The organism is Winogradskyella sp. HaHa_3_26 (genome assembly GCF_019278425.1).
GTDB classification, from domain to species: domain Bacteria; phylum Bacteroidota; class Bacteroidia; order Flavobacteriales; family Flavobacteriaceae; genus Winogradskyella; species Winogradskyella undariae.
This window is the reverse complement of record NZ_CP058981.1, coordinates 158,727-180,963: the sequence shown is the minus strand read 5'-3', so window position 1 is coordinate 180,963 and position 22,237 is coordinate 158,727. Positions and strand designations below refer to the sequence as shown.

Genomic DNA, 22,237 nt, shown 5'->3' with positions numbered 1-22,237 from the left:
AATAATTTTAATATTATAAATTATTATGAATACTAAAAACAAACCACTTTTTTCAGATTTCCCACCTGTTTCTAAAGAACAATGGATGGAAAGAGTGACCGTAGATTTAAAAGGTGCAGATTTTGATAGAAAACTTGTTTGGAAAAACTTAACAGGTCTTAATATTCAGCCCTGTTATACGAGTGAAGACAGTATAACTCAACTTAAAAATACAGGTGAAAATTCTCAGGCTTTAGTCAACTATAGAAGTATCATTGTTGCATCTGCGGCTAATGGCAATGCATTAGCATTGGTAGCTGTAGAGGAAGGTGTTAACGGTATTATTTTTGAATTAAAAGAGAATGTATCGGTTACAGAATTATTAAAAGGGATTAATTTAAATGAAATCTCGGTATCTTTTAAATTAGATATTGATGCTGTCGCTTTTACTAAAGAATTAGTCGCCTTTTCTAAAGGAGAAAACTTAAAAGGTTTTCTTGATATAGGTTTAATTTCTAATTATGTGACGACAGGTTCTTTTGATGAAAATAAAATTGAAGTCATTGCCGAGTTAATACCATTAGTAACTTATTTTCCAAACTTTAAAGTTCTTACAATTTCAGGAACAGAATATTTAGACTCTGGTGCTAATCAAGTTCAAGAAATAGCTTACACGTTAAGTTCTTTGGTTTTTCTAATTGAAAAATTAAAAGAAAAAGGTGTTGCTGTTCAAAGCATATTTGATCATTTAAATATAGAATTAGCTATTGGTTTAGAATATTTTGTTGAAATAGGAAAATTTAGAGCCTTCAATAACTTATTAGGTGAAATTTCTGCTAAATATAATGTGATAGATTTCTGTAATACAATTACGGCTAAAACTTCTATTTGGAGTAAGTCTATTACTGATCCTGAAACAAATTTATTACGTTGTACTACAGAAGCCATGTCTGCTATATTAGGAAATGTAGATGGTGTTTTAATTGATGCTTATGATAAAGAGTTTAAAAACTCTTCTGATTTTTCAAGTCGAATTGCAGGAAATATTACAACCATTTTAAGAGAAGAATCTTATTTTGGCAAAGTATCAAATCCTGTTGATGGTTCTTACTATATTGAAGAAGTCAGTTCTAAAATAGCAGAAAAAGCTTTAGAGTTATTTAAAGCAATTGAAAATGACGGTGGTTTCTACACCGCTTTTGAAAACGAAATTATTCAACAACAAATAGCAGAAATTCGTTTAAAAAAGTTAAAATTAATTAGTCAACGTAGAACACTAATGGTTGGGATAAATAAATATCCAAACCTTATGGAAACTGTAGACAAAAATCTTCTTTCTAAGGGGGCTACTTCAAACCCAAAAGTATTAACACCACGACGTGCATCTTTAGAAATAGAGGCGATGCGTAGAGTTACTGAAGAGTTAGTAGATGAAACCAATGTGCGTCCTATTGTTCAATTAGCGAGTTATGGTAATTTAACAATGCGTAAAGCGAGAGCCGCATTTGCTTACGATTTTATTGGCGTTAGTGGTTTTGATGTTCACCAAGAAGAAAGCTTTGAAAATGCTAATGTAGCGGCTACCGAAAGTGCAAAATCAGAAGCGCATGTGGTTGTAATTTGTAGTTCTGATGAAGATTACGATGCTACAGCATTAGAGTTTATAAATACATTTAGGAAACTTAATAAAGACAAAGTATTATTGTTAGCAGGCGCACCAAAAAACATGGACGAATTAACTGAAGCGGGCTTAGATGGTGTTGTTAATATGAGAACAGATGTTCTTGTAACACTTTCTGCTATTCAGAAAAAACTCCAAAAAACCTTTAAATCTTTAGAAGTATGAAATCGCTTTTGCGAATGCATGTAACTATTGAAATCTCTAAATAAAAACGACATGAAACCCGATTTTTCAGATATAACATTAAACTCAGCTGTAAAACATACCGTTGAAACTAAAGAAGAGACTAAAGACGTTTGGAATACTCCTGAAGGCATACCTGTAAAAAAACATTTTACAAAAAAAGATATTTCAGAAGCTGAACATTTACATTATACAGCCGGTGTGCCTCCTTTTTTAAGAGGACCTTATAGCGCCATGTATGCAATGCGTCCTTGGACAATTCGTCAATATGCCGGATTTTCAACTGCAGAAGAGTCAAACGCTTTTTACAGAAGAAATTTAGCTGCAGGTCAAAAAGGACTTTCAGTAGCTTTTGATTTAGCAACACACCGTGGTTATGATTCTGATCACCCACGTGTAACTGGTGATGTTGGTAAAGCAGGTGTTGCTATAGATTCTATTTTAGATATGGAAATTTTGTTCGATCAAATTCCATTAGATAAAATGTCTGTTTCTATGACAATGAATGGTGCTGTATTACCAATTATGGCATTTTATATTGCAGCGGCTAAAAAACAAGGTGTATCTTTAGATAAGCTTTCAGGAACCATTCAGAATGATATTCTAAAAGAATTTATGGTGCGTAACACTTATATTTATCCACCAGCACCTTCTATGCGAATTATTGGTGATATTTTTGATTATACGACTAAAAATATGCCCAAATTCAATTCCATTTCTATTAGTGGTTACCACATGCAAGAAGCTGGTGCAACCGCAGATATTGAATTAGCATATACTTTAGCCGATGGAATGGAGTACATTAGAACTGGATTAAAGTCAGGTTTAAAAATTGATGAATTTGCGCCTCGTTTATCATTCTTCTGGGCCGTTGGTATGAATCACTTTATGGAAATTGCAAAAATGCGTGCGGCGCGTATGCTTTGGGCAAAAATCATAAAAACGTTTAATCCTAAAAACCCAAAATCAATGGCATTGCGTACGCATAGTCAGACCTCTGGTTGGAGTTTAAGTGAGCAAGATCCTTTTAATAACGTAGCTCGTACTTGTATAGAAGCTATGGCAGCAACTTTAGGTGGTACACAATCATTACACACTAATGCTTTAGATGAAGCGATTGCTTTACCAACAGATTTCTCAGCAAGGATTGCACGTAATACCCAGATTTTTATTCAAGATGAAACCCAAATGACCAAATCCGTGGATCCTTGGGCTGGTTCTTATTATGTAGAATATTTAACGCAAGAAATTGCTAAAAAAGCATGGACACTTATTGAAGAGGTTGAAGAACTTGGGGGGATGGCAAAAGCTATTGAAACCGGAGTTCCTAAATTAAGAATTGAAGAAGCGTCTGCGCGTAAGCAAGCACGTTTAGATTCTGCACAAGATATTTTGGTTGGTGTAAATAAATTTAAAACCACTGAAAAATCCAATATTGAAATTTTAGATATTGATAATACTGTAGTAAGAGATTCGCAAATTGCACGTTTAAATAAAATGAAAGCAGAACGTGATTCTGACGTTGTGGCTGCCAATTTAAAAGCATTAGAGGATTGTGCAGGAGGTAAAAAAGGGAACTTATTAGAGCTTGCTGTAACAGCTGCTGAAAACTTTGCCACTTTAGGTGAAATATCAGATGCTTTAGAAGTACACTTCGGAAGACATAAAGCGGCCACAAAATTAATAAGTGGTGTTTATGGAAAAGAAGTTAATAATGATTCTACTTATGAACGTGCACAGAAATTAGCAGATAAATTTGCAGAGATTGAAGGGCGTAGACCAAGAGTTATGATTGCCAAAATGGGTCAAGATGGCCATGATAGAGGTGCTAAAGTTGTAGCGTCTAGTTTTGCAGATTTAGGTTTTGATGTGGATATGGGGCCTTTATTTCAAACACCAGAAGAAGTTGCTAAGCAAGCTATAGAAAATGATGTGCATTTTGTAGGAGCATCAAGTTTAGCAGCAGGACATAAAACTTTAATTCCACAATTAATTGGAGAATTAGAAAGATTAGGAAGACCAGATATTATGGTTTTTGCAGGTGGAGTAATACCAGCTAAAGATTATGACTTTTTACTAGAACGAAAAGTAGTTGCTATTTTTGGACCTGGTACTGTGATATCTGAATCTGCAATTACAATTATGGAAAAATACTTAGAGAAAGAATAAGCTCTATATCAAATTGTCACATTGAGCAAAGTCGGATGTATTTAATACTTGGGGAGGGTAAATGCTTTTCGGCTTAGCTCAAGCTGACATTCTTTAAAATTTATAGATCAATAATAGAAAAGCCTAAACATAAATGATGTTTAGGCTTTTCTATATTTTAGAGGCTAGTGTGATTAATACTTTTTCCATAAAGTTGTTGCTGTAGCACAAACTTTATCACTTCCTTTTACTTTTATAGTGTGTTGAAAACTATTTGGGGTATCAAGTTCTTTTGTTAATGAAATAACGGTATCACCAAACTGAGCTTCAGAAATAAAACGACCATTAATAACATGTAAAAAGTGTGTGTTTACAATAGCTTCGGGTATAGATTCTATAACCCATTGTAAATACCTAATATTATTAACATGCTTATTCATATCCGTATCAAATCTATGAACTTTAAATTTTCCTGAGTAATCGGCATTTTCTACAGCCTCTATTTTTCTCTTAATATTTGTAGTTATAGAACTTTCATTAAAGCAAGACCATTTTTCTTTAATTTCATCAAAAATAGGAACGGGTTTTCTTTTTTCAATATCAAAAAACACCCATAATCCTTTTGCACGACCAATGATGTTTTCGTGTTCATCAAAAATTAGATTCTCTCTGTAACCTTTAATGGTGGAGTAGCTAGATAACCAAGTTCTAATCGTTATTTTTTCTTTGTAATTAGGATAACGATCCATCTCTAAGACACCAGAAAATAAGACCCATCCTATATTTTTTTCAAATAGTTTAAATAAACTATAATCTATAGAATAGCAATGTTCTGCTGCGGTTTCTTCAAGTAAAGCTAACATTATGGCAGGCGTTGCGATGCCTAATTCATTCATCTCAAAATAGCGTAATTCAAACTGCTTATCAAAATAATTATTAGATGCCATCATCACTAATTTTTGAAGATTTGAATACGGTTTATTCTAAAAATGAATTTTTAAATTTATCAATAATCTGAAGTGCTGCTTTTACGGGTGAAATTTCAGAAGATACGATCTCTTTTTCTAATTGAGAAAGTTCACTCTTTATATGTTTAGAACCATAAAACATATGTTTTAATTCTTCGTTGATATTATTATACATCCATTTAATTTGTTGATGATTTCTATTTTTAATAAAATATCCATTCTCATCAACTAGTGCTTTATATTTTAGAACTTGATCCCAAACATTTGATATTCCAATATTTTTGGTAGAGGAAGCTGTACTTACAACAGGACTCCAACCAGATTCTGAAAGCGGAAATATATGTAAGGCGTTTTGGTATTGTCTTTTTGCTATTTTACTATTGGTAATATTATCGCCATCAGCTTTATTAATAACAAGCATATCAGCCATTTCCATAATCCCTTTTTTAATGCCTTGCAATTCATCTCCAGCACCAGAAAGCATTAGGAGTAAAAAGAAATCCGTCATGCCATGTACTGCAGTTTCAGATTGTCCTACACCAACAGTTTCAATTAAAATAACATCATAACCATTAGCTTCGCAAAGCAACATGGTTTCCCCTGTTTTATTAGCAACACCACCTAATGTATCTCCAGAAGAGGAGGGTCTTATGTAGGCTTCTTCTAAAACAGATAATTCTTCCATACGTGTTTTATCACCAAGAATACTACCTTTTGTTCGCTGGCTACTTGGGTCAATAGATAAAATGGCCACTTTATGCCCTTGTTTTACAAGATATAAACCAAAAGCCTCAATGAATGTACTTTTTCCAACACCAGGAACACCAGTAATACCAATACGGATAGATTTTCCTGAATTTGGTAATATGGACTGAACAATTTCTTTTGCTAAAGCTTTATCACTTTCTAAATTACTTTCAATAATGGTAATGGCTCTAGATAACATTACGCGGTCTTCAGCTAAAATACCATCGATGTAAGCTTTTGCTGTTAATCTATTTTTTGGTTTGTAATTTTTCATTTTTGTGATATAAAGATCAGGAGTTTCGATAAAATTAGGGCTCTAACAAAGATACTGATAATGAAAAAAACAGCATAACATAAGCCGTGTTTTTAAATGCTTTTTTTACTTCATAATAAGTATTGTTTTCTAACAGATCTGCGCTTAATTTTTTTCAAATTAGATATTAAAATAATCCTTCAAATTCTGTTGAGAAATTACATATTTAAAAAATCTCATCGATAAAATATAGTGATTTGTATAGGTGATTAATGCTAACTTATATTAGGATTTTAGAAGTGACTTTATAATTTCATCTTTGATGTGTACAATTAAAACACTATAAAATGAAATCATATATCCTCATCTTAGTTTTACTTCTGGCAAAGCTCAGTTTTGCACAAGAAACACCAGAGACTTTTGTAAAAAAAGTATGGTCGTTAGAAGACTGTATATCTTATGCTATAGAGAATAATATTACAGTAAAAGAAGCGAATTTAAATAAAGAACTTGCTGAGGTTGACTATAACGCAACAAAGTCTTCTAGATTACCTAATTTATTTGGAAGTGCATCTCAAAGTTTTTCTAGCGGAAATACTATTGATCCTATTACTAGTGATTATGTAACGGATCAAATTCACAGTACAAATGTAGGCATCAATAGTTCTGTAACTTTATTTCAAGGGAATCAAATTACCAACCAGATTAAGCAAAGTAAATTATTGTTAGATCAAAGTATTCTTCAAGAAGATGTAGAAAAAAACAATATTATTCTAAATATTTTAGAAACCTATTTACAAACGCTTTACAGTAAGGAAAGCATTACAATTGCAGAAAACAATCTAGAAGCCTCAGAAAACGAGGTTGCAAGAGCTAAAGCGCGTTTAGATGCCGGAACTATAGCTTTAAGCGATTATACAGAAGCACAAAGCCAAGCGGCAACAAACAGATACAACATTATTGCAGCTAAAAATGATTACCAACAATATATCATTACTCTTAAACAGTTATTAGAATTAACACCTGCAGATGATTTAGAAATAGAGCGTATTTCTGAAGATATGGATGTGGTAAATCTAGAATTAGATAAGCTTGATATTTACAATAAGGCTTTAGGTATTTTACCTGAAATTAAAGCTAGTGATGCTAGCATTGCAGCTACAGAGAAAGAATTAGATATTGCTAAAGGTGGGTATTTGCCAACTTTAACATTATCTGGAAGTTTAGGATCGGGTTACACAAGTATTAATGATAATACATTTTCAGATCAATTTGATGTTAACTTTAATCAGCAACTAGGTTTGTCATTGAGTATTCCAATATTCAACAGAAATCAAACTAAAGCTGCAGTGCAAACAGCGACGATTAATATTGAAAAAGCACAAATTCAGAAACAATCTACAGAAAAAGATCTTTACAAACGTGTAGAGACCGCTTATCAAAATGCAATATCTGCACAAGAGCAAGTTATTGCAGCAGCAGCTTCTAAAGATGCCGCAGAGCAATCTTATGAATTAGCACAGAAAAAATATGAATTAGGAGCCTTGAGTACTACTGATTTAGTCATTAGTCAAAATACGTATACTAACACACAACAGAACTATTTACAATCAAAATACTTAAACGTATTGTATCACCAACTTTTACAATATTACCAAGGAAACGAAATAAAACTATAATCAAAACAAGTATATACGGCACATTTTTATATGTGAAATGTTAGTATTTAATAAGAAACGATAAACAAAACCATCATGAAAAATAAAAAGAAAATAATTATCGGTAGCATTGTCTTAGTCGGGCTAGCTATTGCAGCTTTCAGCTTTTTTAAAGGTGAAGATGCCATCATTATAGAAGCTAAAACGGTTGTTGCTAAAACAGCGAATGTAACCACTATGGTTACAGCAACTGGAACGATTGAACCTATTAATCAAGTCGATGTTGGTACACAAGTTTCTGGTGTGGTAGAAAAGGTACTTGTAGATTATAATAGTGAAGTTAAAGAAGGACAACTTATCGCAGAATTAGATAAAACAAATCTAAAAGCATCACTTACACAAGCACAAGCGTCTTATGATAATGCTGTAAGTCAAAGAAATTACACGCAAACTATTTACGAAAGACAAAAAACATTGTTTAACAATCAGGTGGTTAGTAAATCTGATTTCGATGATGCAGAGTATAGCTATCAAACAGCAAAAGGAACCGTAACACAACGTTTATCAGATTTACAATCTGCAAGAACCAACTTAGGTTATGCAAATATTTATTCGCCAATAGATGGTGTTGTATTATCTAGAGATATAGACGAAGGACAAACTGTGGCTGCAAGTTATAGTACACCAACTTTATTCACCATTGCTCAAGATTTAAAACAAATGCAGGTTGAAGCAGATGTTGATGAAGCAGATATAGGAAGTGTAAAAGAAGGGCAACGTGTAGAGTTCACTGTAGATGCTTACATCGGTGAGACGTTTAATGGAGAAGTAACACAAGTACGTTTAGATCCTACAGTGACTTCAAACGTCGTCACCTATACGGTAGTTATTAAAGCTGATAATGAAGATTTAAAATTAAAACCAGGATTAACGGCTACCATTTCAATTTTCACTTTAGAATTAAATGATGTGTTAACAGCTGAAGCTAAAGCTATCAATTTTAAACCTGAAACAGAAACTCTAGCAACTTATAATGCGCATCATAATTTACAAAGCGGAACAACAAGTGCTTCAGCAGATAGTAAAAGACTTTGGGTACTTGGCAAGGATAGAAGTATTACTGAAAAAACAGTGACTCTAGGTGCTAGTGATGGTGTAAACGTTCAGATTTTAAGCGGAATTAATGAAGGTGATAAATTAGTATATAGTTTAAAAGGGGTTTCTAAATCAGAAGCTAATCCTGCTGGTACAAGCGAAAGTCCATTTATGCCCCAACGTCCAGGAGAAAAGAAAAAGTAAAGAGCCATGAGTAAAGAAATAATTAAAATAGAAGACTTAAAGCGTCAATTTACGATGGGAACTGAAACAGTTCACGCACTAAGAGGAATTTCATTTAGCATTAACGAAGGAGAGTTTGTGACCATAATGGGATCTAGTGGATCTGGTAAAAGTACAATGTTAAATATTTTAGGCTGTTTAGATCAACCAACTTCAGGTCTTTATGAAATTGATGGTGTAAAAGTAAAAGACTTAAGTCGAAATGAATTGGCCACCATACGAAACGAAAAGATTGGATTTATTTTTCAATCGTATAATTTATTAGCAAGAACATCGGCTATAGAAAATGTAGAATTACCCTTATTATATAATAGCAAAGTAACTTCTGAAGAGCGAAGGGAACGCGCAGTCAAAGCCTTAGAGATGGTTGGTTTAGGTGATAGATTGCATCATACACCTTCGCAACTTTCGGGAGGACAACAACAGCGTGTTGCTATTGCCAGATCATTGGTAAACAACCCTGTAATGATTCTTGCAGATGAGGCTACAGGAAATTTAGATACAAGAACCTCTTACGAGATCATGTCTTTGTTTCAAGAGTTAAACAAAAAAGGAATTACAATTACGTTTGTAACACACGAGCCAGATATTGCAACATTTAGTAATAGAACAATTGTGTTAAAAGATGGAGATATTATGCAAGATTATTTAAATCATAATATTCAATCTGCAGCAGACCAATTAGCTAAATTACCTAAACAAGACGATTAATTATGAGACTATTCAATTTATTCAAAATCGCTACAAAGGCAATCATTCTTAATAAAACAAGAACATTGCTAACTATGTTAGGTATCATCATTGGTGTGGCATCAGTCATCGCTATGTTAGCGATCGGAGAAGGTTCTAAAGAAAGTATAAGAACAACAATTTCTGCAATGGGTTCTAATATGATAACTATTAGACCTGGTGCTGATGATAGAGGTCCTGCAAGAGGAAGTGGAGGAGATGTACAAACCCTAACACTTGATGATTATAATGTTATAAAAGAAGAAGCTACGATGTTAAGTTACATTACACCTGTTGTAAATGGCGGCGGACAAGTAATTAACGGTTCTAATAACTGGCCAAGTACTATTTATGGTGTTAACCCAGAGTATTTAAATATAAAAGTTGTGGATTTACAAAGCGGAAGTATGTTTACTGATGCTGAGGTTCAATCGGCTTCTAAAGTCGCTCTTATTGGGCAAACTGTTGTAGATAATGTGTTTCCTGATGGTAGAGAACCCGTAGGGCAAATGATTCGTTTTGATAATATTCCTTTTAAGGTTATTGGAGTTTTAGAAGAAAAAGGAGAAAACACCTTTGGTCAAGATCAGGATGATGTGGTTATAGCACCATACACCACAGTTCAAAAACGTATTCTAGCCATTGATTATTTAAATCAAGTCATGGCTTCAGCAGTGAGTGAAGATGATGCGCCAGAAGCTGTAACTCAAGTGACTGAAATTTTACGCTCTCAACACAAACTAATGGATAATGAAGATGACGATTTTAGTGTACGTTCTATGGAAGAGTTAATTTCTACATTTAGTTCAACAAGTGAGATGTTAACCATTCTTTTAGTCGCAGTTGCAAGTATATCGTTATTGATTGGTGGTATCGGTATTATGAACATTATGTATGTGTCTGTTAAAGAAAGAACCAAGGAAATTGGACTACGTATGGCTGTTGGTGCTAAAGGTGCAGATATCTTAATGCAGTTTTTAATTGAAGCTATTTTAATTAGTATTACAGGGGGAGTTTTAGGTGTTATTCTAGGGCTTGGAGCAACTGTTTTCATAGAGAAGTTTTTGAATTGGCCTACCAGCGTCGCTTTGTATTCCATTATAATATCTTTTGCTGTATGTGCGATTACAGGTATCTTTTTTGGTTGGTATCCTGCAAGAAAAGCTTCTGCTTTAGATCCTATTACAGCGTTACGTTACGAGTAATTAAATTCAAATTAATAATAAAACATATGAAATCAATAATCTTTAATTTTAAAGTTTTAATACTTTCATCTCTAGCAATATTTGCTATGTCTTGTAAAAGTGATAAAACAACAAAAACACAAGTTGAAAACACACAACAAACTGAAATGGCCAAGAAGAGCTATGTGCAGGTAGCAACAGGACAAGTATCTCTGTATGATGAAGATGGAAATATAATTACAGATTTAAAGCCAACGGATTCATTATTCGGTCAAGATGCCAATTACTTAAAAGGTAAGAAGATGGCATATCTTAACAATGGAGATGGTACTATTAAAGATCTCAACACAGGATTATCATGGCAAGAAATACCAACGACAGAAGGTTTTAATTGGCAAGATGCTAAGGATTATACCGAAAACCTAGAGCTTGGTGGCTATGATGATTGGAGGCTACCAACAGCTAAAGAATTATATGCTATTAGCGATTTTAGTGAAGGTTGGCCATATTTAGATACAACTTATTTTTCACTTGTAAATAACGAACATGTCGATAAAAGTGAACAATATTGGGTGAGTAATACCTATGTTGGGCATACCGAAGAAGGACAATATACAGCTGCATTTGGAGTCAATCATGCCACTGGTCATATTAAAGCCTATCCTGGTGAAGCACCAAAAGATCGAGGAGAGCGCAAAGGTCCACCTCCTGGAGATCAAAAACCACAAGGTTTAGATAGCGAAAATAAAGAAAAAGGAAATAGACCTCCTCCTCCTGGTAATGGAGAGCGACCAACAGGCAACCCAATGTTAAAACATGTTCGTGCTGTGCGAGGTGATGCTTATGCTGTTAACAATTTTAAAGATAATGGAGATGAAACCATTACAGATAAAGCTACGGGCTTAATGTGGTCTAAAAATGATAGTCGTAAAGGCTTAGATTGGAAACAAGCCTTAATGTATGCAGAAGACTCTAAATTAGCAAATTATAGCGATTGGCGTTTACCAAACATAAAAGAATTACAAGGCATCGTTAATTATGATTATGCACCAGGAGCTCAAGATGCTTCAAAAGAAGGTCCAGCCATAGATCCAATATTTAATACATCAGAAATTACAAATGAAAATAGCGATTTAGATTATCCTTATTTTTGGTCTAGTACTTCTGCAAGATTCCAAAAAGGGAAACCGTATTATTATGCGTGGTATGTGGCTTTTGGACGAGCCGTAAACAACGAAGGCTTAGATTTTCATGGAGCAGGAGCAGTGCGATTTGATACAAAACACGAAAACGGACCAGCAAGTGAAGGCGGAGAGCGTTATTATAACTATGTGCGCTTGGTTAGAAATATAGACTAAATTATATTTTAGATAATAAAAAGCCTCAATAGAGGCTTTTTATTTGAGTGATTTTTAATACTTATTATTTCTAAAGTAATTCTTTTTTTGGTTAGGCATGAAATGCAGTCATTTCTTATATGCGCAATTTTAGTTCGTATATTGCTACTTATAATTTATCTGAAAAATAAAGGTTTAGTATTTTATAAATTCTGAAAAATTTTCATCTTTTAATGATTTCCATTCGTCCTTAAGGATACTATAATAGACCTCATTTTTACTTTTTCCGTTTGAAGCAACATAGTTGTTTCTCAAAACGCCTTCTTTTTTAGCACCTAAATTTTCTATTGCTTTTTGAGCTTTTAAGTTATCTTGATCTGCACTAAATTGTATTCGTTTAAAACCAATAGTTTCAAAACCAAATTGCAATAATTCAAACTTACACGCTTTGTTTAATCCTGTGCCTTGAAATTCTGTTCCGTACCAAGTCCAACCGATTTCTCCTTTTTTATTAGCAGAATCTACATGACTATATCTTGTACAACCAGCGACTTTATTAGTCTCTTTATCGATAACTAAAAAAGGATAAATTAAACGGTTGTTTTTGTCCTTAATTGTTTTTGCAATATAGTTTTTAAGACCTTGTTCGTTGCTTACGCTGATGCCCATAAACTCCCAAATTTCTTTATCGAAGATTATATTTTTGAGTTCTTCATTTCTTTTGTTATCAAATGGTAGAAGTAATACTCTGTCGTTTTCAAGCTGAATACTTGATTTTAGAATTTTAATTTTCATTTTAGAAGTTTATTGCCTTGTTTGTGTAAGATTATTTACTAGCGTACGAAGGTATGAAAAAGGAATCGCGTGGTTAAAATTCAATCCGATTTGATTCCGATTATTTAAAAACGATAATACAACCAAAATATTAAATTGTATTAGGTGAGGTATTTTGTCTATTCTTTAGCTTTTTAAATAAAGTAAAGAACGAACGGAGATGATCATTATATGGTTGGTTACGTGGTTAAGCGACTAAGATAGAAAATTAATATAGAGTATAAAGTCTGCAGGTATTTTAGTCAGTAGGAGTGAAGTTGGCTATATATTTTAGAGGGTACTAATAGATGTTTTTATTCTATTTCAGTCAAAGTAAAGTTGATTTTTCTTTTGTCAAAAGCACTTAAATATATCGTATTACCTTTTTTACTTTTTATAATATAAGGAAGCGTATATTCCATAAAAATGATATCAAACCCGAAGTGAGAAGTCCTTTCCCAATTTAAGTCCGTATTTTTAGTTTGTTTAGCCAGAAAAGTAGTGTTTATAAAAACAGAATCGTTAACAAACGTTAGGGTATCTATCTGTTTGTTAAATTCTCGAATAAATGATTTTCCGGTTAGTTGTATTTGGTTTGATTTGTTTTTTAGAGAGTCGTTTAATTTTTTATAAACTCTTTTTTTTATAAGACCGATTTCATCTATTAATACTAAACTATCTTTTGTTAAAGGATCAATTAGGTTTCCTACAGACCAATAATTATCATAATCACTAGAATTTCTATATGTTTTTAATCTTCCATTTTTAAATTCGTATTTATTTCGGGCTATTTCTTCATACCAAATAAACTTAAACTCTTTTAAGGTATAATAATCTTTTTCGAAAGTGATTACTTGATTAAAACGAATCCCATCTAAATTTGTTAAGGTATCTTTTGAGTTAAATTCATATGCAGAAATCCAAGTTCCTTTTAAACCTTTATTTTGCTTACAAGACAAAAGTATTAAAGAACAAATTAATAATATGTAAAATGTTTTTCTCAAGTGATTGTTTCTTTTTACTTGTTTAAGCATCTAATTTAGCAAATTAGTCACGAATAGAAAATCTAACAATATTTTAGTAAAGAGACGAGAACCAAGCAACTAATTAGACACGTTTTATGCCCTTTTTAAACTAAATTGCTTTGTTGCGTATTTTTTCTTTTAATACCATAGCAGCTCTAGTGTAACCACTACTACCGCCATCAACAAAATGGATATGTTCTGCTTTTCTATTTCTAACGTTGCAGGATATTATACTGTTTTCACTAACATAAATCCCATAAATAATTAGTCCTCTTTCTTCTAAATGATCTAAATATTTAGATAACAGTTTTCTTTGTTTTTCAGAACCAGAAATCACCATATTAATTCTTCCATCAATGACAAGAATATCAGATAATTGCGTTAATTCTTTTAAGTATTTTTGACCTTCATTATTAGGTAAATAAAAGTATTTGCCAATCAGTCCATTGATCCAAATTTTAAAAAAGCTGATAAAGTTAAATTTATGATTACTAGCCTTCAGTTCTGTTTTTATCATTCGATAACTGAAGTTTAACTTTAATTTAGGCACAGAAATAGGGTTTCTTTTGTTTAAAGGGCCATATATTTTATCTGTTTTTTCCAAGATTTTTTGAAATACAGAAGCCTGTTTTGATTCTTCTAGGGTATTAATTAATAATGAAACGACTTCTTTTGAATTTTCTGGAGGTGAAATATTATTCCATCTGCATTCCATACCTTCTAAATCTAAATGAGTCGTTATTTTATCCGTATAATCAAAAACGATGTCTCTAGACTTTATTACTTTTTCGGCAAATTGTAAACCATTTCCTAGAACAACCGGAATTGTAAGCAATTCATTAACGCTTGCCTTTATTATTTTTAATTCTTGGTTGTTTTTATAAACTTCAGCTACTTCAACATTTCCTACCCTTAGTTTAATATCAAATTCTTTTTTAATGTTTTCTTGATGTAAAATCAAAGCTTCCATTGTTTCTTGCAGTAAAATAGCAGGAACTAATATCGTAGCTCCATCTCCACCAAAAAAAAAGGGAATATCAATTTTGTACTTTTTTGCGATGTTTAAAGTTGCAACAATACTTCCTGTAGCGATTAGGTTTACTAATTGAGATAATCCTTTTTTTACACTAGCGGTAGAGTCTTTGATATCTGTTATTATGATGTGCCAGTCATCTGGGACTTGTTGAAAAAGGTCTGTTTTTGAAAGTAATTTATTTATGGGCTCTTTATGATTTACAAGCTTTGTGTAAAACATAGTAGTTTTTTTAATATTCTGTTTTTGAGTCATTTAATAGAGTAAAATCTTTAGACTTTATAAGTTTCTTTCAAGAATCTTTAATTACCAAGCTATGATTTTTTACATGTTGTGAATACTAAATATAACAAATAAATCACAGATAGAATATTTTGCAGTAATGTTCGTAAGTCGGCAGTGACCTAGCAATTTTCTGTTGCGTTCTTAGTCTTTTGTAGAAGGCTTGTTTAGAAATCCCAAAACATCCATAGAGCCATTTTCTTTTATACGCTGTTTTTTCTTTTGCTCTATCTCTTTTGCTAATGTTTTGGGTAATGACTTTTTTGACATATCGACACCTGTAATAAGTTCCATATCAGCGATAATGTCCTGTTGGAAGTCTTTTTGAAACTCAAGTTCTTCAATCTTCTCCTTTAGCTTTTTAATCTCATCGTTTTTACTCATACCCATGTTTTGTTGTACTAATGTACTGTATTTTCTTAACCAATAGGAAATAGTTGTTCTAGGAATATCATATTTTTTAGAAGCTTGGTTGTTTGAAATCTGACCATTTAAGATTTGGTCAACGACTAAAAGTTTGGTTTCTAAAGTTGCTTTTTGATAGCTTTTTTTTAGCCAGTGTTCATTTTTTGTTTTCATAAGTGACAGTAATTAATTGCTTAATTTTTAGTCAACCTATTTCAGGAAAGTACAAGTATTTAATGTTCCACAACGTGTTTGTGTATGGTTAGTGGCGTGGTTAAGTAACTAATTTAGCAAAATTTTACGAACCCGTGAATATTCCGCAGGAATATTCGCAAGTAGGGAAGAACCTAGCAATTAATTATACACGGTGTCGTACACTGTTTTTATTATTCGGATTTTATTTTTTAAGGTCACTTATGTTTATTCTAAGGCTATCTATTTTATCGCCATTAAAAATTAGATAATAATTCAATTTATCGTAATATGACAAATCTGTCAAATTATGCTCAAGTTTAGTATTTATTTTTTCACTATCATTTTTAAGTTTTGCTTTTCGTTCTGTAGAGCTAAGCTTTTTACTATTGTATAATTTAATATTGATTTCTTTTTTATTTCCAGTCAAATTATAACCATAAGTCCAACCAAATGATACACTATCATTGTCAGCTTTTAACTCATTCATTAAATTTTGATTTTCATTTAGTTTAAAAACTTCTGATAGATTTTTCATTTCGTTTTTTTCACTTTTACAACTTAGTGATATAGATATAAGTAATAAAAATATAAATTTCATTTTCATAGTTAGTTTTTTAAATGTGTGGCAACTCGTTATATAACAATAATAACAATTACCCCTCAATACCCAAAGGCAAACAACACTTTTTTAAGCCATATTACCCTCTAAAGAGCAGCTAGTTAAAGCTCCTATAACAATATACGCTCTTTTATAAAGGACCAAAGGCTTTTTTAGGTCTTTAATTTTATAGAGTAGGGGCTAATTTGCTTGTGTAAGTTTATTTACCCGGTTTAGCAGAACAAAACCTAAAAGAATTTTCGCAAGTAGGCAAGAGTCTAGCAATTAATTATACACGACTTTGTTATGTGTGGTTATTTTTCGCTAATCAATTTTATATATTCAATTTTTACATCTTTTTCTTCTACTATTAAACCGTAAGATTTCAGACTACTGATAATGTCATTTTTTGATTTAATGCCTATTATAAAATCATACTTTGTTTCATTTTTATCATTGAATTTAAACGATACAGAAGAAATATTTGATAATTCAACAAGTGTATTATTTATGGTATATGCAGTAAATATTATTTTGTCATCTGCGTCAGATTTAGATGAAAATCTTTTTTCCAAAGTTTCTTCTAAAAGCGATTGGTCTTGAATTGAAACGACATTTACCTTTGTAGGCTTAAAGACCGTTTGCTTTTTTAAATTCAGTTTTTTTAAAATGTCCTTTTCTAACAAATTTAGATTTTTAGGTTCTTTAGTATTCTTATAAATTAGGTCGAAACGTGTATTTTTTATTGTTTCAGGTAATTCTAATTGGTCATTTTTAATATTTAGAATATCATTATAAATATCTTCCAGTCTATAGGATTTTAAATTTATAATGCTTGTTCCCATTGCTTGTTTAGATATTTCTGTACTTTCTGTTTCTTGAAGTTCTAAATAATATTTGACTTCTTTATTACTCATCAATTCTTTAAAATCAAATGTTTGTTGTTGTTCTTTGAAACTTACATTTTTCTCTAAATCGAAATCTATATTTTCTGTATTCCCGTTGGAAAGGAATTTTGACATAATCGCAGAATTTAGATTTTTTGGCTCTCCTATCCATTTTATAATACCACTTTTATCTATCAAAACTGTTAAAGGATATTCATCTAATCCTTTGATTCCATCTCCAAAATTAATTTGAGTTTCTTTCGTCAAATCCGTAACCACGATTGACTTAAATTCGATTCGCTTTAGGCTTCTTTCAACTTTTGCAATTGATTCGTCTGTTATTGAAATGTAATAAAGGTCTTTTTGGTTAAACTCTTCTTGGATTTTATTCATATGGGGAACCGCAGCTATACATGGTCCACACCAAGTTGCCCAAAATTCGAGAACTATGTACTTATCATTCAAATTTTTGTCATTTGGAATATTCTCAATCCAATTAGTTATATTTATTTTTGGTGCTTTTCCGTTGACTTTTATATTGGATTGGGCATAAATATTACCAAAAGTCAATAATATCAGAATGTACATCAGTTTTCTCATAGTTTGTTTTTTTTAATCACACATAACGAGATTGTATAAGGTTAGTGGCGTGTTTAAGCATCTAATTTAGCAAATAAAAACCGAGAGGATTTTCGTAAGTAGGCCAGAACCAGCCATTAATTATACACGGTGTTGCCATTTCGTTTTTATTAAAATTCACGTAATTAATTATTTAATATTAGTTTTTGTAGTGTAATTGGAATTATATTCCGACTGTTTAATCTTGTTTATAAATAATTGCATTTCTTTTGTTAAAGGTAATTTTTCCTGTGTTTCCCAAAAATCATTTCTGTATTTGAATTTTAAATCAAATAAACTTTTATCATGGTTTACATTATCTTTAACCTTCACTGAAGAATTAATTGGCTCAGCGAAATAGATATAACTTACTTCTATGGTATCTTTTTGTCCATCGTATATATTTTCAATTTTAAAATTCACAATTTTTTTATTTATCTGTAATTTATTATTTGCGATATTTTTTTTATAATAGGTGTCTATGTTTTGACTTAGACCTCTAAATTTCAAATCTTCATCTATTATTATATAATTATTATCAGTCCAGAAAAAAGAGATATTTGTTCTTTCAAAATTTTTATTATCATTGTTAATTATGTAATAGCCTTTAATATCTGAACCAGGAATATCCTTTTTTAGCGTAGCGTTCATTTTTGTGTATGAACTATCCTTAAGAGTACTATAGTTGAAATTAAAATTTTTTGAAACTAATAGGTTTGTACTATTATGACTATAGAAAAAATGGTTTATACTTGATAAGAAAGAAAACCTATAGTCTTTCTTTAGAGCATATGCTTTACGATAATTATCAATTTCAACAGACAGATTATCTTTTGATGATTTATCCTTTATTTTTAAACCCCCTTGTTTTTTAATTTTACCGCTTAAATCAGCTATTTTAATTATTTCATTATTTTTTCTTATGATCGTTCTTAGAAAAAACTTTTCCACATGAGGTTCAACTGTGTAATCTGTTTTTTTAGACTTTATAATACTTTCATATATGTTGTTTGAGTGTATAACTACTTCATCTAGCAAAAAAGCTTTTGATTTTACGAAGATTGTATCATTTTTAATTTCACTTAGTTTAAAACTTAATTTTTCGTAGCCGAGCATATTAAATATTACACTATCATTGTCGGTTATGATATTAAATAAGCCATCTTCATTAGAAATAGAGTAGTTATCATTATTGCTTATTGTTGCGAATTGAACAGGACAATTACAACTATTGTCCCAAAGAGTTTTTTTATATTGTTTTTGACAAAATGCAGTTATACAAGTGAAATAAAGAAAGAGTAATGTTAATTTTTTCATAATTTATGATTTTGTGTTGACTGTGCCCGTAAATGAATGGCAACGGTCTTGTATAAGATTAGTTGCGTGTTTAAGCAACTAATTTAGCCAATACAAACCGAATAGAAAATGTGCGAGGATTTTCTTAAGTAGGCTTGCACTAGCAATTAATTTTATACGGTGTTGCTACTAGTTATTTTTATTCAGATTTCTCGATTAAAAATCAAGAATAAATAAAATCAATACTTTACTATTACACATCTTAATTAATAATTAACTTTTTAGTAGTTTTTGAATTCTCAGTTTTTATAGTAACTAGATATAATCCTTTTGATAAATTAGCTATAGGAATACTAATGTTGCGTTGAATTAATTCAATTGAAAGTACTTGTTTTCCTATTAAATTATGAATGGATATTGTCGCAGAATTATTAAACTGATTTAGATTAATATTCAATATTTCTTTAGAAGGATTAGGATACATAATAAAACTAGAAACATTTTCTGAATCTACACTTAATGTATTGTCTATTTCTAGCATTGCAGCTTGCATATTAGGTAAAGGACCTATATTATTTCCTGTAAATTGAGGAATACCAGTGTTTATTATTAACGTTCTTAATTCTTGAGATGTTAAATAACCTCCAGTTTGTGCTAAATAATACGATTGTAATACAGCTGCAAAACCACCTACAAGTGCAGTGGCAGAACTTGTTCCACTAAAATAAGGATTATATGTTTGGTTAAAATCATTACCAAATACTATATATCCATTACCACTTTGTCCTATCGTAAATACACTATTTCCCCAAGCTTGAATATTTACGCGAGAACCATAGGTCGAAAATGATAATGGAGAATGGTTTATATCTGCAGTACCAGCACCAACAATAATTGCACCACTGTCACCTCTAGAATTATAGCTATCATAAAAAGTGTCATCTAAATTTTCATTTCCATTTCCAGCTGCAGCAACTACTATAATTCCTGCATCTGTTGCAGCTTTTGTAAGGTCCCATATGACTTGTTCATATTCTGCGGGAACAAAGTTGCCGTTTTGTCCAGAAGTTTGCATTTCATATATTATAATATCTCCGGCATTAGAATTGGCAATAGCGTTTGAAGTGGCTAAAACACGATTATAACCATACTCCTCAGTCCATTCCGGATATAAAATATACTCATTAGCTCCATGAGCTAAACCACTTACTCCATAGGTACCCCTATCTGCAAAGACAACACCCGCAACCATAGTTCCGTGCTCTGTAAAAGCTGTTGTAGCTCCAGAGTTTATAGTAGTATTTGAAGCAAGTGAAGCATTGGTTTGATGTAATTCTTCGTGATTTGTGTTTATACCATATTCTACTGCCCGAATATTTATTCCAGAACCATTTATTCCATTATCCCAAGCGTACCTTACATTAAGTCCAGGATTAGATTCTATGTAACCTTGATTGTTTTCAAAATTAGTAGTTTGGGGAGCAATGTCGTATGGTGGATTGATAGGGGAAGTATTAGATTGATAAGCATATATTAAATTTGGCACTTTTTGCAAATCGATTAGAAACTGTTCAGATGATTCTGTATCCAAATAAGCTTCAATTTTAAACGTGTTTTTTAATGTGTGATTATTTTTAGATTTTAAAGTAATTTTTTCAATTTTTTCTTTTGAAAAACCATAAGCTTCCGAAATATCAAACAGATAATCTTGTCTAAGTGCTCTTATTTCCTGAATTTTTAAAATATCCATTGAAGATTTAAAATTCAGAGAAGGGTTTAGTTTTATATAATAGACTGCAAGATTTTTTTTTCTTTGTGAAAACGAGCTACACATCGTTATTAGGAATATAACTACTAATATTTTTTGTTTTGAGATTAGCATACAATTTTATTTAATTATTAATTATGTTTTTTAGAATTCAAGTTTTTTTAATTAGTAGCAACTAGTTATACAATAACAATAGTAACAATTACCCCTCAATACCCAAAGGCAAACAACGCTTTTTTAAGCCATATTACCCTCTAAAGAGCAGCTAGTTAAAACCCTAAAACAATAGATGCCCTTTTTATAAATAACCAAAGGCTTTTTTATTAGGCCTTTAATTTTATAGAGTAGGAGCTAATCTGCTTGTATAAGTTTAGTTACCTGGTTTAGCAGAACAAAACCTAAAAGAATTTTCGTAAGTAGGCTAGAACTAGCAATTACTTATAGCCATTGCTGGCAATACTATTTATTTTATAATTTTTAATATATCTAATAATTTTGAAATTTTATCTACTTGTGTTTTTGTCCAGAATGTGTAATTTTTATACAGACAAAGACAATCGTCATAATTGTTGAGTTTTATTGTCAATCTTTTTCTTTTATTATCAATAAAATAGGAAAGGGTCATTTCTTTTGCCTTAAAAACAAACTCAGATGATGAGTCTATGGGTAATTGTATATCTAAATTTGGAAGTACATAGTCTTCAATAAACCTTATAAACTCATTAATTTCCTCTAATCCAATCCATACGGTTTTAAACACTTCTTTAGGTTGTTTAATATGCATATCAAGTTGAAGAGCTTTTCTTTTTTCGCCTGTTTTTAAATTTATAACTTCTATTGGATAAAATTCAACTGATTCTCCTATTCCAGATTTAAATTCTGCCAGGGTTCCCCACCATCGATTAATTCGTGTAAATTGAGCTTCATCTATAAATTTTCGAGTAGATGATTCAATATTTTGACTAAATGATATAGTTGAAACCACAAAAAAAAGATAAACTAAATGTAAGTTTTTCATATTTTTTTTATTTGTATAGAATAAATTTTATTAGTGGGTTTATATTATTGCCAACGTCTCGTATAAGAAACATAGGGCAGTTAAAAAGCACTTT

General features: G+C 31.3%; 18 protein-coding genes. 7 read left to right on the top strand and 11 right to left on the bottom strand.

Annotated elements, in window-relative coordinates:
• Window positions 1-25 precede the first annotated feature (25 nt).
• Both H0I32_RS00815 and scpA read left to right on the top strand, forming a co-directional pair.
• Window positions 26-1,825 (top strand): methylmalonyl-CoA mutase family protein, encoded by a 1,800-nt coding sequence (locus H0I32_RS00815; protein ID WP_179313029.1) that lies wholly within the window; start codon window positions 26-28, stop codon window positions 1,823-1,825.
• Between the two features lie 51 nt (window positions 1,826-1,876).
• Window positions 1,877-4,012 carry a methylmalonyl-CoA mutase gene (gene scpA / locus H0I32_RS00810; protein ID WP_179313030.1) on the top strand — a complete coding sequence of 712 codons (2,136 nt, stop codon included), beginning with the start codon at window positions 1,877-1,879 and terminating at the stop codon, window positions 4,010-4,012.
• Window positions 4,013-4,185: 173 nt separating this feature from the next.
• On the opposite strand, the gene H0I32_RS00805 is transcribed toward scpA, so the two are convergent.
• Window positions 4,186-4,938, bottom strand: coding sequence for an acyl-[acyl-carrier-protein] thioesterase (locus H0I32_RS00805; RefSeq protein ID WP_179313297.1), 753 nt, complete (start codon window positions 4,936-4,938; stop codon window positions 4,186-4,188).
• Window positions 4,939-4,969: 31 nt separating this feature from the next.
• On the bottom strand, window positions 4,970-5,980 hold the full coding sequence (gene meaB / locus H0I32_RS00800; RefSeq protein WP_179313031.1) for a methylmalonyl Co-A mutase-associated GTPase MeaB: 1,011 nt from the start codon (window positions 5,978-5,980) through the stop codon (window positions 4,970-4,972).
• A 326-nt stretch (window positions 5,981-6,306) separates the two neighbouring features.
• On the opposite strand from meaB, the gene H0I32_RS00795 reads away from it, so the two are divergent.
• From H0I32_RS00795 to H0I32_RS00775, 5 genes are all read left to right on the top strand, one after another.
• The gene (locus tag H0I32_RS00795; protein WP_179313032.1) at window positions 6,307-7,638 is read left to right on the top strand and encodes a TolC family protein; all 1,332 of its coding nucleotides are present in this window, start codon (window positions 6,307-6,309) and stop codon (window positions 7,636-7,638) included.
• Between the two features lie 75 nt (window positions 7,639-7,713).
• A complete protein-coding gene (locus H0I32_RS00790; RefSeq protein WP_218841334.1) occupies window positions 7,714-8,916 on the top strand; it encodes an efflux RND transporter periplasmic adaptor subunit in 1,203 nt (400 codons plus the stop codon).
• A 6-nt stretch (window positions 8,917-8,922) separates the two neighbouring features.
• Entirely contained in the window at window positions 8,923-9,666 is a 744-nt protein-coding gene (locus H0I32_RS00785) for an ABC transporter ATP-binding protein (RefSeq protein ID WP_217363304.1), read from the top strand.
• 2 nt (window positions 9,667-9,668) lie between these two features.
• Window positions 9,669-10,889, top strand: coding sequence for an ABC transporter permease (locus H0I32_RS00780; RefSeq protein WP_173589127.1), 1,221 nt, complete (start codon window positions 9,669-9,671; stop codon window positions 10,887-10,889).
• A 26-nt stretch (window positions 10,890-10,915) separates the two neighbouring features.
• The gene (locus H0I32_RS00775; protein WP_179313033.1) at window positions 10,916-12,226 is read left to right on the top strand and encodes a DUF1566 domain-containing protein; all 1,311 of its coding nucleotides are present in this window, start codon (window positions 10,916-10,918) and stop codon (window positions 12,224-12,226) included.
• 174 nt (window positions 12,227-12,400) lie between these two features.
• On the opposite strand, the gene H0I32_RS00770 is transcribed toward H0I32_RS00775, so the two are convergent.
• The 9 genes from H0I32_RS00770 to H0I32_RS00730 form a co-directional block, all read right to left on the bottom strand.
• Entirely contained in the window at window positions 12,401-13,000 is a 600-nt protein-coding gene (locus tag H0I32_RS00770; RefSeq protein ID WP_179313034.1) for a GNAT family N-acetyltransferase, read from the bottom strand.
• A gap of 332 nt (window positions 13,001-13,332) precedes the next feature.
• On the bottom strand, window positions 13,333-14,022 hold the full coding sequence (locus H0I32_RS00765) for a hypothetical protein (protein ID WP_173589124.1): 690 nt from the start codon (window positions 14,020-14,022) through the stop codon (window positions 13,333-13,335).
• Between the two features lie 130 nt (window positions 14,023-14,152).
• Window positions 14,153-15,298 carry a DUF3095 family protein gene (locus H0I32_RS00760; RefSeq protein ID WP_179313035.1) on the bottom strand — a complete coding sequence of 382 codons (1,146 nt, stop codon included), beginning with the start codon at window positions 15,296-15,298 and terminating at the stop codon, window positions 14,153-14,155.
• A 204-nt stretch (window positions 15,299-15,502) separates the two neighbouring features.
• Window positions 15,503-15,937: a helix-turn-helix domain-containing protein gene (locus tag H0I32_RS00755; protein WP_173588735.1), complete on the bottom strand. Its 435-nt coding sequence runs from the start codon at window positions 15,935-15,937 to the stop codon at window positions 15,503-15,505.
• 223 nt (window positions 15,938-16,160) lie between these two features.
• Entirely contained in the window at window positions 16,161-16,493 is a 333-nt protein-coding gene (locus tag H0I32_RS00750; protein WP_179313036.1) for a hypothetical protein, read from the bottom strand.
• A gap of 377 nt (window positions 16,494-16,870) precedes the next feature.
• Entirely contained in the window at window positions 16,871-18,043 is a 1,173-nt protein-coding gene (locus H0I32_RS00745) for a TlpA family protein disulfide reductase (RefSeq protein WP_179313037.1), read from the bottom strand.
• 168 nt (window positions 18,044-18,211) lie between these two features.
• Window positions 18,212-19,378 (bottom strand): hypothetical protein, encoded by a 1,167-nt coding sequence (locus H0I32_RS00740; protein ID WP_179313038.1) that lies wholly within the window; start codon window positions 19,376-19,378, stop codon window positions 18,212-18,214.
• Between the two features lie 241 nt (window positions 19,379-19,619).
• Window positions 19,620-21,107, bottom strand: coding sequence for a S8/S53 family peptidase (locus H0I32_RS00735; protein WP_179313039.1), 1,488 nt, complete (start codon window positions 21,105-21,107; stop codon window positions 19,620-19,622).
• A 481-nt stretch (window positions 21,108-21,588) separates the two neighbouring features.
• The gene (locus H0I32_RS00730; protein ID WP_179313040.1) at window positions 21,589-22,143 is read right to left on the bottom strand and encodes a hypothetical protein; all 555 of its coding nucleotides are present in this window, start codon (window positions 22,141-22,143) and stop codon (window positions 21,589-21,591) included.
• Window positions 22,144-22,237: the final 94 nt, after the last annotated feature.

What these genes read in the sequence shown, in the direction of transcription:
- H0I32_RS00755 (WP_173588735.1), bottom strand. Translation starts at nt 15,937, where the DNA reads ATGAAAACAAAAAATGAACACTGGCTAAAAAAAAGCTATCAAAAAGCA.
- meaB (WP_179313031.1), bottom strand. Translation starts at nt 5,980, where the DNA reads ATGAAAAATTACAAACCAAAAAATAGATTAACAGCAAAAGCTTACATC.
- H0I32_RS00750 (WP_179313036.1), bottom strand. Translation starts at nt 16,493, where the DNA reads ATGAAAAATCTATCAGAAGTTTTTAAACTAAATGAAAATCAAAATTTA.
- H0I32_RS00780 (WP_173589127.1), top strand. Translation starts at nt 9,669, where the DNA reads ATGAGACTATTCAATTTATTCAAAATCGCTACAAAGGCAATCATTCTT.
- H0I32_RS00760 (WP_179313035.1), bottom strand. Translation starts at nt 15,298, where the DNA reads ATGTTTTACACAAAGCTTGTAAATCATAAAGAGCCCATAAATAAATTA.
- H0I32_RS00740 (WP_179313038.1), bottom strand. Translation starts at nt 19,378, where the DNA reads ATGAAAAAATTAACATTACTCTTTCTTTATTTCACTTGTATAACTGCA.
- H0I32_RS00735 (WP_179313039.1), bottom strand. Translation starts at nt 21,107, where the DNA reads ATGGATATTTTAAAAATTCAGGAAATAAGAGCACTTAGACAAGATTAT.
- H0I32_RS00745 (WP_179313037.1), bottom strand. Translation starts at nt 18,043, where the DNA reads ATGAGAAAACTGATGTACATTCTGATATTATTGACTTTTGGTAATATT.
- H0I32_RS00785 (WP_217363304.1), top strand. Translation starts at nt 8,923, where the DNA reads ATGAGTAAAGAAATAATTAAAATAGAAGACTTAAAGCGTCAATTTACG.
- H0I32_RS00815 (WP_179313029.1), top strand. Translation starts at nt 26, where the DNA reads ATGAATACTAAAAACAAACCACTTTTTTCAGATTTCCCACCTGTTTCT.
- H0I32_RS00790 (WP_218841334.1), top strand. Translation starts at nt 7,714, where the DNA reads ATGAAAAATAAAAAGAAAATAATTATCGGTAGCATTGTCTTAGTCGGG.
- H0I32_RS00795 (WP_179313032.1), top strand. Translation starts at nt 6,307, where the DNA reads ATGAAATCATATATCCTCATCTTAGTTTTACTTCTGGCAAAGCTCAGT.
- H0I32_RS00805 (WP_179313297.1), bottom strand. Translation starts at nt 4,938, where the DNA reads ATGGCATCTAATAATTATTTTGATAAGCAGTTTGAATTACGCTATTTT.
- H0I32_RS00730 (WP_179313040.1), bottom strand. Translation starts at nt 22,143, where the DNA reads ATGAAAAACTTACATTTAGTTTATCTTTTTTTTGTGGTTTCAACTATA.
- H0I32_RS00770 (WP_179313034.1), bottom strand. Translation starts at nt 13,000, where the DNA reads ATGAAAATTAAAATTCTAAAATCAAGTATTCAGCTTGAAAACGACAGA.
- scpA (WP_179313030.1), top strand. Translation starts at nt 1,877, where the DNA reads ATGAAACCCGATTTTTCAGATATAACATTAAACTCAGCTGTAAAACAT.
- H0I32_RS00775 (WP_179313033.1), top strand. Translation starts at nt 10,916, where the DNA reads ATGAAATCAATAATCTTTAATTTTAAAGTTTTAATACTTTCATCTCTA.